General features: G+C 38.9%; 12 protein-coding genes. All 12 read left to right on the top strand.

Annotation, left to right across the window (positions count from 1 at the left end):
• The first annotated feature begins 172 nt into the window (after positions 1 to 172).
• The 12 genes from srtD (at position 173) to RI196_RS17950 (ending at position 14,164) form a co-directional block, all read left to right on the top strand.
• Entirely contained in the window at positions 173 to 754 is a 582-nt protein-coding gene (gene srtD, locus RI196_RS18005) for a class D sortase, LPxTATN-specific (RefSeq protein WP_375338772.1), read from the top strand.
• A gap of 728 nt (positions 755 to 1,482) precedes the next feature.
• Positions 1,483 to 2,499, top strand: a complete 1,017-nt coding sequence (locus RI196_RS18000; RefSeq protein ID WP_066251427.1) for a LacI family DNA-binding transcriptional regulator — start codon at positions 1,483 to 1,485, stop codon at positions 2,497 to 2,499.
• Between the two features lie 76 nt (positions 2,500 to 2,575).
• On the top strand, positions 2,576 to 3,457 hold the full coding sequence (locus tag RI196_RS17995; RefSeq protein WP_242009308.1) for a sugar phosphate isomerase/epimerase family protein: 882 nt from the start codon (positions 2,576 to 2,578) through the stop codon (positions 3,455 to 3,457).
• Between the two features lie 24 nt (positions 3,458 to 3,481).
• Entirely contained in the window at positions 3,482 to 4,657 is a 1,176-nt protein-coding gene (locus RI196_RS17990; RefSeq protein ID WP_130156907.1) for a substrate-binding domain-containing protein, read from the top strand.
• Positions 4,658 to 4,695: 38 nt separating this feature from the next.
• Entirely contained in the window at positions 4,696 to 5,859 is a 1,164-nt protein-coding gene (locus RI196_RS17985; protein ID WP_063389101.1) for a levoglucosan dehydrogenase, read from the top strand.
• A gap of 62 nt (positions 5,860 to 5,921) precedes the next feature.
• The gene (locus tag RI196_RS17980; RefSeq protein ID WP_066251423.1) at positions 5,922 to 7,421 is read left to right on the top strand and encodes a sugar ABC transporter ATP-binding protein; all 1,500 of its coding nucleotides are present in this window, start codon (positions 5,922 to 5,924) and stop codon (positions 7,419 to 7,421) included.
• Positions 7,402 to 8,406, top strand: coding sequence for an ABC transporter permease (locus tag RI196_RS17975; RefSeq protein WP_144597631.1), 1,005 nt, complete (start codon positions 7,402 to 7,404; stop codon positions 8,404 to 8,406). The genes RI196_RS17980 and RI196_RS17975 overlap by 20 nt, the downstream gene beginning before the upstream one ends.
• A 27-nt stretch (positions 8,407 to 8,433) precedes the next feature.
• Positions 8,434 to 9,597: a Gfo/Idh/MocA family protein gene (locus tag RI196_RS17970; RefSeq protein ID WP_144597629.1), complete on the top strand. Its 1,164-nt coding sequence runs from the start codon at positions 8,434 to 8,436 to the stop codon at positions 9,595 to 9,597.
• Complete coding sequence (locus tag RI196_RS17965; RefSeq protein WP_311066679.1) at positions 9,594 to 10,565, top strand: sugar phosphate isomerase/epimerase family protein; 972 nt, start codon at positions 9,594 to 9,596, stop codon at positions 10,563 to 10,565. The genes RI196_RS17970 and RI196_RS17965 overlap by 4 nt, the downstream gene beginning before the upstream one ends.
• Positions 10,566 to 11,066: 501 nt before the next feature.
• Complete coding sequence (locus tag RI196_RS17960; RefSeq protein ID WP_063389097.1) at positions 11,067 to 12,275, top strand: ABC transporter substrate-binding protein; 1,209 nt, start codon at positions 11,067 to 11,069, stop codon at positions 12,273 to 12,275.
• A 21-nt stretch (positions 12,276 to 12,296) separates the two neighbouring features.
• Positions 12,297 to 13,169: a branched-chain amino acid ABC transporter permease gene (locus RI196_RS17955; protein ID WP_063389096.1), complete on the top strand. Its 873-nt coding sequence runs from the start codon at positions 12,297 to 12,299 to the stop codon at positions 13,167 to 13,169.
• Positions 13,166 to 14,164 carry a branched-chain amino acid ABC transporter permease gene (locus tag RI196_RS17950; RefSeq protein WP_311066678.1) on the top strand — a complete coding sequence of 333 codons (999 nt, stop codon included), beginning with the start codon at positions 13,166 to 13,168 and terminating at the stop codon, positions 14,162 to 14,164. Before RI196_RS17955 ends, RI196_RS17950 begins: the two co-directional genes overlap by 4 nt.
• The last annotated feature ends 3 nt before the right edge of the window (positions 14,165 to 14,167 follow it).

The following is a 14,167-nucleotide window of genomic DNA, read 5'->3' as shown; positions in this document are numbered from 1 at the left end:
CAGACCGACGCCTAGCATTTTTATGGGCTGCTTTAACAGGTTTCCCTAAGAACAGTAGCTGGGGTCCGATTATTTTATTTTTTGGTTTTCTCCGCAAAATGAAGCGGATGTCTTCTCGACTTTTTATGGTAAAATAATTAACAACAGTCTCAATTAAAGGAAGAGGATGCATGTGAAAAATTGGCTGCCCATTTTGTTTATTGGCTGTGGTTTGTTTTGTGTCGCATATGGCGGATGGAAGTTATGGTCAATGCACAGCGCACAAAATGAGGCATTGAAGGAAGCCCATCAGCTTGTTGGTGCAGAAGGTGTAAAGAAAAAGGAGAGAAGCGAAGTTGTACCAAGCGACTTTCAACCGAAAATGGACGAGGTGATTGGCATTTTGCACATCCCGAAACTTAAAGCACAATTGCCGATCGTTGAGGGGACGGATGAAGACGAATTGGAGAAAGGCGTCGGTCATTACAGAGGCACTGCTTTTTCTGGGCAAAACGACCAAATCGTTTTATCAGGACATCGGGATACAGTTTTTCGCAATGTTGGCGATTTAAAAATTGGAGATGAACTCATTGTTGAAATGGAGTATGGTCGTTTCACATATTTAATTCAGGAAACAGAGATTGTTGATGCCGATGATCGAACAGTGATCCGATCTACTGCTCCAAACGAAGTTTTAACGTTAACAACATGCTATCCGTTCGGTTATATTGGAAATGCGCCACAGCGATATATTATTTATGCGGTACCGGCATAATTCAGTGGAAAAACGAGCCCTTGCTATAAAGCATCAAGGGTTCTTTTTTGTTTTAATAAAGTCATTCAGCCGTCTATCGGTAACTGTTCATTTAGCATTTGAATGAAGTTAAATGAGCGGTAATTGAATGATAAATTTGGGGCTTTAATTGCAGATTAAGGCGATGTCGATTTCAAATTATTTCATAGTAAGATCCAATAGGCATTCATAAATAAAAAATTCTAATTTTTGATCGGAGAGTTGTTCGAGTTTTGTTTTTCAATATTTCATTACTGTACACGTGCATGTATGCTGGATGTCTCTTGCAATTGGCAGTATATTTTACACTTTACATCTGCATTTTGCTGAAAAAAAGACTGCTAAACTGTCTGGATGAATAATATTGGATTACCTGTTATGACCAGAAACCCGGTTTTTTTCTATTGGCACCCAATGGTTCAGTTATTGCTGTGATTGGATATTTGCCATCGGATACAATGTGTTGCGTAGTTTGAAGAATTGACTTTGTCAATCATTTAAAATGCCGCCTCGGAATATATAACAATTTGTTTTTTATTCTAAAAACCTTTTTTCCCTTTTAACGCTAATAAAGTTTTACAAACAATTAATTTTTAAAAAAGTAGAAAAAGTATTGCTTTTTATTTTGTAATCGATTACACTAGATTACAAATCTAGCATAAAAAATAATACAGCCAAAGGATTTTTATCTAGGAAATGGAGATCTGGATATGGTTAGAATTAGCGATGTTGCAAAAATGGCAAATGTGTCCACAGCTACTGTTTCCAGAGTTTTAAGCAATTCTGGGAACGTCAAAAAAGAAACGGCTGAAAAAGTATTGGAAGCAATCAAAAAGCTGAATTATCAACCAAATTTATTGGCTCGACAGCTGAGACGCTTAGAAACAAAAACGGTTCTTGTTGTAGTGCCTGATATAACAAATACATTTTTCTCAAAAATATTGAGAGGGATAGAGCAAGTAGCGATTGAAAACGATTACGAGGTCCTTCTCGGCGACACCGGGAATAGTTTAGAGCGTGAAAAAGGCTATTTAGATATATTGCGCCAGAAAAAAGCAGATGGAATGATTTTGTTGACCGCAAGACTTGAATCTCATTTATTAGAGGAGATTTCTCATGAATTCCCAGTGGTGCTCGCATGTGAATATTTGGAGGGATCGGATATTCCAACTGTTTCTATTGATAATATTAGCAGTGCCAGAAAAGCTACGGAATATTTGATCAGCTTGGGCCATAAACGAATAGGATTTTTATCAGGCCCAATGGACGTAATATTGAGCAGAGACCGCTTAAAGGGCTTCAAGCAAGGAATGATGCAGCATGATATTGCGATCGAACCGAATTTAATTCAAGAGGGAGATTTTTCATTTGAGAGCGGTTTTAATTTAATGACAAAACTGCTTGCGCTTACTGAACCGCCAACTGCTGTTTTTGCGTCAAGCGACGAAATGGCCATTGGAGCGATAAAAGCGATCAAAGCAAAAGGATTGAAAGTTCCAGATGATATCTCAATAGTTGGTTTTGACGATATTAAATTCGCATCTATTTTTGAACCTGCGCTAACAACTGTTTCACAGCCTATGTTTGAGATAGGTCAGAAAGCGATGGAATTATTAATAAAACTTATTCAGAAAGATAAGCTGGAAAAAAGCCAATATATATTAGAAGATCAACTGGTTATTCGCGAGACATGCAAAGAGAAGAAGAAAGATATGATTAAAATGTAATGGATTACAAAAATATACGCCTTATTTTCCCTATTTTTTTCATTTTAATGTAATCGATTTCATTTTATGGGAGGTGATGGCAGCTTTTCAATACGAATGGGGTAAAAAAGCAACTGATGAACATGTAAAAGAATTAGGAGGGGTAAAAATGAAGCTAGGCTACCAGACCAATACTTGGGGCGGTGTTGTTGGCCATCCGGCAGGGGTTACGTCAATTAAAGATCTTTACTATTTGGCAAATGGATCAACAGAAGAAGCATTAAAAGATATAGCTGCTTCCGGTTATAAAGGTTTTGAAATTTTTGACGGAAATTTGATGCAATATGTAGATAGAAAAAAAGATTTTCAAGCATTAATGAACGAGTACTCTTTAGATTTTGTGGCGGTGTATACAGGCGGAAATTTTATTTTTCCAGATATTTTGGAAGAAGAAATGTTGAAAATTGAAAAGGTTGCAGCATTTGCTTCCGAATTAGGCGCCAATCATCTAGTTGTCGGCGGGGGAGCTGTACGTTCAAACGGGATTTTAGAAAACGATTACATTCATTTGGCAAATGCATTAAATAAAGTTGTGGAGATTGCCCAAAAGTACGATTTAATCCCAAGTTATCATCCTCACCTGGGTACGATCGTAGAATCACCTGCTCAATTAGATAAGCTGATGCCTTTAACAACTATTAATCTATGTCCTGATACGGCGCATCTTGAGGCAGGCGGAGGCGATCCAATCGAAATTATCAAAAAATACTCATCTAGAATCAAATATGTCCACTTTAAAGATTATGATAATGGTCAATTTTTGCCATTAGGAAAAGGACACCAAAATTTTGAAGAGATGACGAGAGTATTGCAAGAATCTAATTATGACGGCTGGATCACGATAGAATTAGACAGCTATTCGGATCCAAAACAAGGTGCAGAAATCAGCAGAAATTATTTAAAAAATATTGGTTTGTAACATTTTATGAAAAGGGGATGGCTTATGAGAAAATTTTTCGCGATATTTTCCATATTTGCAATAATTAGCAGCCTTATTCTCGTCGGTTGTAATCAAAACAAATCAAACAATGAAAATAGCTCTTCTGATCAAAACAAATCATCATCTGAAGCTCCTGCATCAGGACCTATCACGATTAATAAGGAAATTTCAGATGATCAGTTAATTTTAAGTAAAGGCCCGCACGGGGAAACAGCAGTTTCCGCCAAAACATTGGAGCTGACCGAAGAGGAAATAGCAAAAATAAAACAAGGAAACTATAAAGCGGCGATTGTCATGCATTATGCAGGGAACGACTGGTCAACCGCCCAAATTGACGGGCTAAAAGCAACGTTTGAAAGAATGGGAATAGAAGTAGTGGCTGTAACGGATGCAGACTTTAAATCTGAAAAACAAGTTTCGGATATTGAAACAGTGCTTGCTAAAAATCCGGATATTATTGTCAGTATTCCAGTAGACCCGGTATCTACCGCTGAGGCTTATAAAAAAGCTGCTGAATCAGGCGTAAAATTAGTTTTCATGGATAATGCGCCTCAAGGGCTAGAACATGGAAAAGATTATGTGAGTGTTGTTTCAGCAGATAACTACGGAAATGGAGTTGCAGCAGCTGAAATTATGGCTGAAAAACTGGGCGGTAAAGGGAAAATTGGAGTTATCTTTCACGATGCTGATTTCTTTGTGACGAAACAGCGTACAGAAGCTTTCGAAAAAACAATTCAAGAAAAATATCCTGATATTGAGATTGTTGCACGAGGCGGTATAACAGATCCAAACGATGGTGAAAAAGTGGCTTCGGGTATTTTGACGAAAAATCCTGATTTAGACGGCTTGTTTGTCGTTTGGGATGTACCTGCTGAAGGTGCACTCGCAGCAGCACGGACAGCCGGGCGTGACGATTTAGTTATTACGACCATTGATCTAGGAACAAATGTAGCTTTGGAAATTGCTTCTGACGGTATTGTGAAAGGATTAGGAGCGCAGCTTCCGTATGACCAAGGAATTTCAGAAGCTATTTTAGCTGGATATGCATTGTTAGGCAAAGAAACCCCTCCGTATGTGGCAGTTCCAGCTTATAAAGTCACAAAAGAAAATGTTCTTGATGCATGGAAGCTTGTTTACCATAAAGAGGCACCAGATTCTATTCAGAGTGCAGCAAAATAATCATTATTCATTTTTTAAACTCAATGGGAGGTAAGGTTATGAAAAAGTTTAACATAGCAATGATCGGCGCTGGATTTATGGGGAAAGCCCATTCGCTTTCATATGCAGGTATGCCCATGTTTTTCTGGCCTGCTCCTGGAATCCCCCATCGCAAAACGGTTGTCGATGTTACGGATGAATTAGCAAAAGAGGCAGCTCAGCGTTTTGGTTTTGAAAGCTATTCTTCTAACTGGAGAGAGGTTATAGAAGATCCTGATATAGATATTGTTGATATTGTAACACCTAATGATACTCATGCTGAAATTGCCATTGCAGCGGCAAAGGCCGGCAAACATATAATAAGCGAAAAACCGTTGGCTAGAAATGCTGAAGAAGCAAAAAGGATGCTGGATGCTGTAAGAGAAGCAGGAGTTAAACATATGGTTGCTTTCAACTACAGAAGAACGCCAGCCGTAGCTTTAGCAAGAAAATATATTGAAGAAGGAAAAATTGGAAAAATACTGAATTTTCGCGGAACGTATTTGCAGGATTGGTCCGCAGATCCTCAATCACCTTTGTCCTGGAGATTCCAAAAAAAAGTTGCAGGTTCAGGTGCACTCGGAGATATTGGAACACATGTAATTGATTTTGCGCGGTATCTCGTTGGGGAGATCACAGATGTCATGGCAGTAACAAAAACATGGGTGCCGGAAAGACCGATTCAAACGAGCGGAGTTGATAAACTCGGCACAGTCAAAGGTGAGGCAGAGGCTCCTAAAGGTCAGGTTGACGTTGATGATGAATTTACAACGTTAGTAAAATTTGAAAACGGTGCCATCGGCAGTATTGAAGCAACACGTAATGCATGGGGAAGAAACAATTTCTTGACATTTGAAATCCATGGAGAAAAAGGGTCATTATATTTCAACTATGAACGACGTGATGAGCTGCAAGTTTGCTTTGCTGATGATCCAAGCGACAGCAAAGGATTTAGAACAATTTACACCGGTCCTGAGCATCCGTACGGTCAAGGATTATGGCCAATCCCAGCGTTGGGAATAGGGTATGGCGAAACAAAAATTATCGAAACTTATGATTTCATAAAATCCATTGTAGAAGATACTGAAGTTTCGCCGAATTTCTACGATGGCTATCAAATTGCCGTAATTTGTGATGCGATTTTAGAATCAGCTGAAAAAGGGATATGGGTAAATTTGAAATGAAAGAACAACTATTGAGGCTACTCTTGCTTTGAGTAGCCTCAAATTAAAAGAAGGTGATCAAAATGGACAAACCTTTATTATCAATGAAAGGAATTTCAAAATATTTTAACGGCATCAAAGTTTTAGACTCGGTTGATTTTACTTTAAACAAAGGTGAAGTTCATGCATTAATGGGGGGAAATGGCGCCGGCAAATCCACATTAATGAAAATATTAACAGGCGTCTATCAAGCTGATGAAGGTGAAATATATATTGAAGGAAACAAAGTAACGATTAAGGATGCGAACGATGCGAAAAACAATTATATTTCCATGATTTTTCAAGAATTTAGCTTAATCCCTTCACTGACTGTCGCTGAGAATATTTTTTTAGCTCGAGAGCCAAAAAATGCAATCGGGATACTTAATGATAAAAAGAGTATAGCCAGAACAAGAGAAATACTCAAGGAAATGGAAATTGACATCAATCCAAAGGATATCGTCGGAGATCTTGGTGTTGGGTACTGGCAAATGACTGAAATAGCAAAAGCTTTGTCGCATGAGACAAAAATATTAATTATGGATGAACCTACATCATCCTTAACGGAAAAAGAAACAGATGTTTTATTTAAAATCATCAATAAGTTAAAAAAGAAAGGTATTTCTATCATATATATCTCACACCGTATGGACGAGATTTTTAGAATATGCGATAAAATTACCATTTTACGTGATGGAAAAAAAGTTGCAACTGAACAATGTAATCAAATCGATATGGAAACTGTCATTCAGCATATTGTAGGGGATGATTTAGATAAATCGTTTGAATGGAAAGAAAGATATTATTCGACAGAGGGAACTCCAGTCTTAGAAGTCAAAAATTTAACTTCCAACTCCAAAGTAAAAGATATCAGCTTTCAGCTCTACTCAGGAGAGATTTTAGGAATTGCTGGATTAATGGGGAGCGGAAGATCTGAATTAGCGCGTGCCATTTTTGGCATTGACCCAATAAATAAAGGTGAAATTTATATAAAAGGCAAGAAGCATACAATCAAAAGTCCATCAGATGCGGTTAATGCCGGCATAGCACTTATTCCAGAGGACCGGAGGCTGCAGGGGTTAATTCTAGATTATAGTGTGAAAGAAAATACGATTTTACCGATTCTATCAAAATTAAAAAAAGGAATTTTCATCGACCATCGCAAGGCTAATATGATAACGGAAAAATTTGTAAAAAGACTAAATATTAAAACAGATCATATTTTTAAAACAGCAAAGCTGTTGTCTGGGGGCAACCAGCAGAAAATTGTATTAGCGAAATGGCTTGCTAATGACCCTGAAATATTAATTTTAGATGAGCCTACGATCGGTGTAGATATTGGCGCAAAAACCGAAATCATAGATATTATTCGTGAATTAGCTGACAGCGGGAAATCAATCATCGTCATTTCTTCTGAGCTGCAGGAGCTGTTAGCGGTAAGTGATCGAATTCTAGTAATACATGAAGGAAGAAATGTGAAAGAACTAAAAAGAAAGGAAATTCATTCAGAGGAGGTTCTCCAGCATGCTATCCAAGGACATTAAATTTAATGAGCAAGATCAGTTGCAAAATAACCTAAGTCCTTCGAAACGATCAATGGCATTTGATTGGCGCAATTATATTGTATATATAGCTTTTATTGGAGTGTTAATCTATTTTTCCGTTACGTTATATGACGATGGTTTTCTATCAACATCAAACTTATTGAATATCGCCCGCCAAACGGCGATGATTTCGATTATGGGAGTTGCGATGACTTTTGTAATCAGCACGGGCGAAATTGATCTTTCTGTCGGATCTATTACGGCGTTATCCTCTTTAACAGCAGCATTAGCGCTGCAAGCTGGCTTCGGCTTGATCGGGGGTCTGTCAGCTGGATTAGGAACCGGTTTGTTAGTTGGATTAGTAAACGGTTTTCTAGTTACGAAGATCGCCATCCCCTCATTTTTAGTTACGCTTGGGATGATGGAAGCGGTAAAAGGCTTGGCGATGTGGATAACAAATACTGCACCAGTGCCGATTGTCCATTCTACGTTTAATTATTTATTTGGTTCAGGAGATATCGGACCGATTCCTATTTTATTGATTTGGACAGTTGTGATTACAGTTATCGGCCATATTTTATTGAAAAAAACCGCGTTTGGCAGGCAGACATTAGCAACCGGGGGAAATGAAATTGCTGCCAAATATACAGGAATCAAAACGAATCGAATTAAATTTATTGTGTTTCTAGTTTCCGGTTTAATGGCAGGATTTGCTGGCTTATTATATGCCGGCCGGATGCATTCCGGGAGGTTTACATTTGGTGAAGGCGACGAACTATCCGTTATTGCTGCTGTAATTCTTGGCGGAACAAGCCTATTCGGGGGAGTCGGAACCGTTATCGGCACCGTTTTTGGTTCTATCATGATTGGAACAATAAACAATGGATTAATCATCATGGGGCTTGATGTAAGCCAGCAGATGATTATTAAAGGGTTGATCATCATTTTGGCCGTGGCGTTCGGAAGGAAAACGTTAAAAAAATAATCATCCAAAAGAAAAGGAGCATTGTTTATGTCAGTTATCAAAGTAGGCGTAATCGGGACAGGGTTTTCTGCCAAGTCGCACATAGAAGCACTGAGAAGATTAAAGTGTGTTGAAGTGGCTGCAATTAGTGCCAGAACATTAGAGAAGGCAAAAAAAGCAGCCGAACAATTTGGGATCCCAAGGTATTATGGAAATGAAGATGATTTAATAAATGATCAAGAAATAGATGTCGTTCATAATTGTACTCCTAATTATTTGCATTATTATATCAATAAAAAAGTTTTAGCTGCCGGCAAGCATTTGCTGTCAGAAAAGCCGTTAGCAATGACGAGTGAAGAATCGAGTGAATTAGTAAGGTTAGCCGAAACAAAAAAGGTCGTCGCAGGAGTATGCTTCAACTACCGTCATTATCCGCTAGTTGCCCAAGTGAAAGAGCTGATGGCCAGCGATGAATACGGTCCGGCACATTTAGTGTATGGAACGTATCTTCAAGATTGGCTCCTGTATGATACTGATTACAACTGGCGTTTAAATGAGGAAAAAAACGGCAGATCACGTGCGATTGCTGACATCGGTTCCCATTGGTGTGATACTATTCAATATGTTCTCAATCAAAAGATTGTCGAGGTATTTGCTGATTTAAAAACGGTTTATCCTGTAAGGAAAAGACCGGTTGGAGAAATCGAAACCTTTAAAAGTGGAGGTCAAGATTCTTTCGAAGAAATAGAGATTAATAGCGAAGATTGCGGCAGTGTGCTGGTTCATTTTGAAAATGGAGCACATGGGGTATTCACCGTTTCGCAAGTAAGTGCTGGAAGGAAAAATTTCTTTACGTTTGAAATTGCCGCGCAAAAGAATACTATTTATTGGAATCAGGAAGAGCCAAACAAAATATGGATTGGACGCCGTGATCAGGCGAATATGGAGCTAGTACGGGATCCTTCCTTGCTATCTGACTTTTCTTCTTCGCTGGCGCATTACCCTGGCGGTCATCCAGAAGGATGGCCAGATGGTTTAAAAAACTTATTCATTGATTTTTATAAAGCAGTAAAAGCACATCCAAATCCAGCCTCTTCGTCCTTTGCCACTTTTGAAGACGGACACTACATTATGAAGCTGATTGAGGCTATATTAAAAAGCCACGAAGAGAAAAGATGGGTCAAGGTTGAGACAGGGGAGGTATTGAAATGAAATTAGGCGTTTTTACCGTACTTTACCAAGACCTGCCGTTCGAGGAAATGCTTGATAAAGTGCGAGAAATGGGGATAGAGGCGATAGAATTGGGGACTGGCAATTATCCGGGCAATAAACATTGCAATCCGGATGAATTGCTTGAAAACAGCATGAAACTAAAAGAATTTCAGCGGGCCATTGAAAGCAGAGGGCTGACGATAAGCGGTCTAAGCTTTCATGGCAACCCGCTTCACCCGGACAAGAAGTTTGCGGCTGAATCCCATGATGTATGGAGAAAAACAGTGCTGTTAGCAGAACGTTTGGGAGTATCAGTTGTGAATGGGTTTTCCGGATGTCCAGGCGATCATCCAAATGCGAAATACCCTAATTGGGTTACTTGTTCCTGGCCTCCGGAATATATGGAATTACTGGAATGGCAATGGAATGAAGTGACAATACCGTATTGGCGGGAAGAAGCAAAATTTGCCAAATTGCATGGTGTAAATAAAATTGCTTTTGAAATGCACCCAGGTTTTATTGTTTACAATCCTGAAACTTTATTAAAGTTAAGAGAAAATGTAGGGCCAAGTATTGGAGCGAATTTTGATCCAAGCCATCTCATTTGGCAAGGCATTGATCCTGTTGAAGCAATAAAAAAATTAGGACGTGAAAATGCCATATTTCATGTACACGCTAAAGATACTTATTTGGATCAAGCAAATATACAAGTGAATGGCGTTTTAGATACAAAGCATTACAGTAAAATTTTGGACCGATCATGGACATTTCGGTCGGTTGGCTATGGCCAAGGTGAAAAAGTGTGGAAGGATATTGTAAGTGCTTTGCGTGCTGCCGGATATGATTATGTTCTTTCAATTGAACATGAGGATATGCTGGCATCCATTGATGAAGGATTAGGAAAGGCAGTAAGCTTATTAAAGCAAATTCTTTTTAAAGAAGAAGTTGCTGAAATGTGGTGGGCATAACAGTCACATTTGTAAAGGCAATCCCTAGGGAATTTTGAGAGTCCCTAGGGTTTTTTATTTGGGTTACGATGGGCATCACTTTTAATGCTTATTTTTTTGCGGAAAGTCCTCTGCAAATAAAAGCTTAGGATAATCATCTGTCTTTCTTAAACAATTACGAATAAAATTTATTCATTAAGCCATTTGTTTGTATGACGAGTGTAAAAAAAATAAATAATAAAATTTTCGTTATTAAAGAAAAAATGAAGATTGAATGATGAGAAAAACAAGAATTTCCAGCGTTTTCTGCGACGATCATAGATTTCATTAACTATATGTTTTTTTGACGAAATGAATAAAAAATATTGAAATTTTAAAAATTCAGATATATTATAATATTTGAAATATTAGTTCCGGAGGAAAAGGGAGGAGAAAAGATACCCAGGAAAATGAAAGCGTTTTAAAAAAAGGGGGAGGCGAATTTTGAAAGCGTTTTACTTGACGAGTACGGGGGGGATTTTGATGAAAAAGAAGTTATTTTTGATTATGCTAGTTGTTTTCTTAGCCGTTTTATCGGCTTGTGGCAACAGCGCGATTCAGTCAACATCGAAAAAAGAAGAAGGCGGGAGCAAAAGCGGAGGAACAATAAAAATTGGTGTGCTGCTTCCAGATTCGGGGGTTTATGCTTCACTTGGAAAGCATTTGCACAAAGGTATGGAGCTGTATTTTGACAGCATTGATTGGAAAATTGGCTCCAAAAAAATCGAAATTATTAAAGAAGACAGTGAAGCTGATCCGCAAGTAGCATTAAGGAAAGCGAGAAAATTGATTGATCAAGATAAAGTGGACATTTTAACAGGAACGGTAAGCACGGCGGTAGCCTATGCCATTCGCGATGAAGTGGATAAGAAAAAAATTCCGTTCCTTGTTTCGCATGCGGGAGGAAATGATTTAACGAGAAGCAAACGAAGTGACTATATTTGGCGTTCTTCTTTTTCCTCGTGGCAGATTGGCAATTCATTAGGAGAATGGGCGTTTCATAACGTAGGAAAGACAATGTACATTGCAGCAGCAGATTATGCGTTTGGACGGGAAGTATCTGAAGCGTTTAAAGAAGCTTATACTGCCGCAGGAGGAAAAATTGTCGGTGAAGTTTACCCGCCTCTCGGAAACAATGATTATTCCTCTTATTTGACCACGATTAAAAATGCAAAGGCTGAAGCAGTATATGCATTTTTCGCAGGAAGTGATGCGGTGAGATTTGTTCAGCAATACGATCAATTCGGGTTAAAAGAAGATAAGAAATTAATTGGTTCCGGCTGGCTTGTTTCAGAGGACGTGCGGAAATCACAAGGAAACGCAGGAGTTGGAACAATTTCCTCTATTTTCTGGGATTATAGTATAAAAACAGAAGAAAATAGACAGTTTAAAGAGGCTTTTGAAAAGAAATATAATGAACGCCCGACCATTGAAGCATTGGAAGGCTATGATGCTGCCAAAATTATTGCAGAAGCGCTGACAACGCTTGACGGCGACGCCTCAGATCCAGATAAAGTGGTAGAAGCGATTTCTAATGTTGAATTCATAAGCCCGAGAGGCCCGATTAAGTTTGACAAGGAGACCCACCACGTTATTCAAAACATGTATATCATTGAAACCAAGCTTGTGAATGGACAGACGGAAAACGAAGTGATCGAAATTATTGAAGAGGTGAGAGATCCAGGAAAATAGATAAAAAAAGAGGTGATAATCATGGATATTATCGGGGCGCAGCTAGTAAACAGCATTTCATACGGGCTTTTGCTCTTCGTCATTACATGCGGATTGTCGCTCGTCTTTGGCATTTTAGGAGTATTGAACTTGGCGCATGGATCATTGTATATGATAGGAGCTTATGTCTCATATTCGATTACCGTCCATTCTGGACAAAATTTTTGGCTTGCCTTAATCATTGCACCTTTAGCAGTAGCTGTTTGCTCTCTCATTATTGAAATGATCTTATTGCGGCCGACTTATCAGCTAGGGCACCTGTCACAAGTATTGTTAACATTTGGGCTTGCGTATGTCATTCATGATATGACAGCGGCGATATGGGGATCGGATGTTTTATCGATCCCTTTGCCTCAAAGTTTATCAGGTACGGTAACCTTATTTAATCAAGCCTTTCCTGTCTATCGTTTAGCTGTAATTGCAATAGGTTTAATTTTAGCGGGGCTGTTGTGGTTCATTCAAGAAAAAACGCGCTGGGGGGCGATCATTCGCGCTGGACTGAGCGATAAAGAGATGATATGTGCTTTAGGTGTAAATATTCAACTAGTTTTTACCGTCGTGTTTTTCATAGGGGGATATTTAGCAGGTTTTGGCGGAGTCATTGCTGCGCCGATCCTCGGGCTTTATCCAAGCATGGAATTCCAAACGCTTATTTTGGCATTAGTTGTTCTCGTTATAGGGGGTTTAGGGTCGATCGCTGGAACGTTTGTGGCCAGCTTAACGATTGGGATTGTTGAGACTTTTTGCCGATTTTTAGTTCCTGAGTTAAGCTTGTTCGTTGTTTTCGGATTAATGGCGGTCGTCTTAATCGTCAAACCGAACGGATTGCTCGGAAGGCAGGTGGTTAAGCATTGAACAAAAAAGGTTTCGTTCTTATTGCCGCAGTTATGTTGCTCATCTTTTCCCCCTTTATCTTTTCTTTGTTTTATTTAAATTTGGTAACTGAAATTTTAATTTTAGCTATTTTCGCTCTTAGTTTAAATATTTTGGTCGGATATACCGGGCTGGTTTCGCTTGGCCACGCGGCGTTTTTTGGAATCGGGGCTTATATGTCCGCCATTCTTGCAAGGGAGATATCTCCAAACTTTTTCCTTACTCTTTTCGCCTCGCTTGCGGCTGCAATCATTGCATCCGCCATCATCGGAATTTTTTGCGTAAAGGTGAGCGGCTTTTATTTTCTTATGTTAACATTGGCTTTTTCGCAAATGATTTATTCATTTGTCCACCAGTCAACGACTATCACGGGCGGTTCAAACGGATTATCAGGCATTCCAAGCCCTTTAATTGGATCACTTGATTTTTCAAACCCGGTTTACTTTTATTATTTGATATTGCTTTTGTTTATATTGATCTATGGCGGTTTAAGCCTCATCGTACACTCCCCTTTTGGGCAAGTATTAATAGGGATTCGCGAAAACGAAACAAGATTGAAATCGATGGGCTATCATACAACACTATATAAGCTTGCCGCATTTGTTATAGCTGGCGGGCTCGGCGGAGTAGCAGGATCGTTATATACAAGCTTTAACAGCTTCATTTCGCCTAGCGATGTATATTGGACGATGTCTGGCTCTGTTTTAATTATGGTTCTTATCGGCGGTTCTGGAACAATGATCGGACCCGTTTTGGGAGCAGCTTTTATCGTCATTTTAGAAACGATTGTCAGCTCTTATACGACCATGTGGATGATGATTATCGGGATTATCTTTATCTTGTTTGTCGTATTTTTCCCAAAAGGAATTGTCGGGCTTGGGAAATTGCTCTTGCAGTCGTTTTCAAAATCCAACAAGCTGTCAGCTATTTCCGGAAAAAAATCCAATGTGTTGTATAACAATAATGTGAAGAATTGAGGG

It is taken from the genome of Aeribacillus composti, from assembly GCF_031760945.1.
Classification (GTDB): Bacteria; Bacillota; Bacilli; order Bacillales; family Aeribacillaceae; genus Aeribacillus; species Aeribacillus composti.
Note: the sequence above shows the minus strand (reverse complement) of the source record. Positions and strands in the feature narration are given on the sequence as shown.

What these genes read in the sequence shown, in the direction of transcription:
- RI196_RS18000 (WP_066251427.1), top strand. Translation starts at nt 1,483, where the DNA reads ATGGTTAGAATTAGCGATGTTGCAAAAATGGCAAATGTGTCCACAGCT.
- RI196_RS17995 (WP_242009308.1), top strand. Translation starts at nt 2,576, where the DNA reads ATGGCAGCTTTTCAATACGAATGGGGTAAAAAAGCAACTGATGAACAT.
- RI196_RS17990 (WP_130156907.1), top strand. Translation starts at nt 3,482, where the DNA reads ATGAGAAAATTTTTCGCGATATTTTCCATATTTGCAATAATTAGCAGC.
- RI196_RS17985 (WP_063389101.1), top strand. Translation starts at nt 4,696, where the DNA reads ATGAAAAAGTTTAACATAGCAATGATCGGCGCTGGATTTATGGGGAAA.
- RI196_RS17980 (WP_066251423.1), top strand. Translation starts at nt 5,922, where the DNA reads ATGGACAAACCTTTATTATCAATGAAAGGAATTTCAAAATATTTTAAC.
- RI196_RS17975 (WP_144597631.1), top strand. Translation starts at nt 7,402, where the DNA reads ATGCTATCCAAGGACATTAAATTTAATGAGCAAGATCAGTTGCAAAAT.
- RI196_RS17970 (WP_144597629.1), top strand. Translation starts at nt 8,434, where the DNA reads ATGTCAGTTATCAAAGTAGGCGTAATCGGGACAGGGTTTTCTGCCAAG.
- RI196_RS17965 (WP_311066679.1), top strand. Translation starts at nt 9,594, where the DNA reads ATGAAATTAGGCGTTTTTACCGTACTTTACCAAGACCTGCCGTTCGAG.
- RI196_RS17960 (WP_063389097.1), top strand. Translation starts at nt 11,067, where the DNA reads ATGAAAAAGAAGTTATTTTTGATTATGCTAGTTGTTTTCTTAGCCGTT.
- RI196_RS17955 (WP_063389096.1), top strand. Translation starts at nt 12,297, where the DNA reads ATGGATATTATCGGGGCGCAGCTAGTAAACAGCATTTCATACGGGCTT.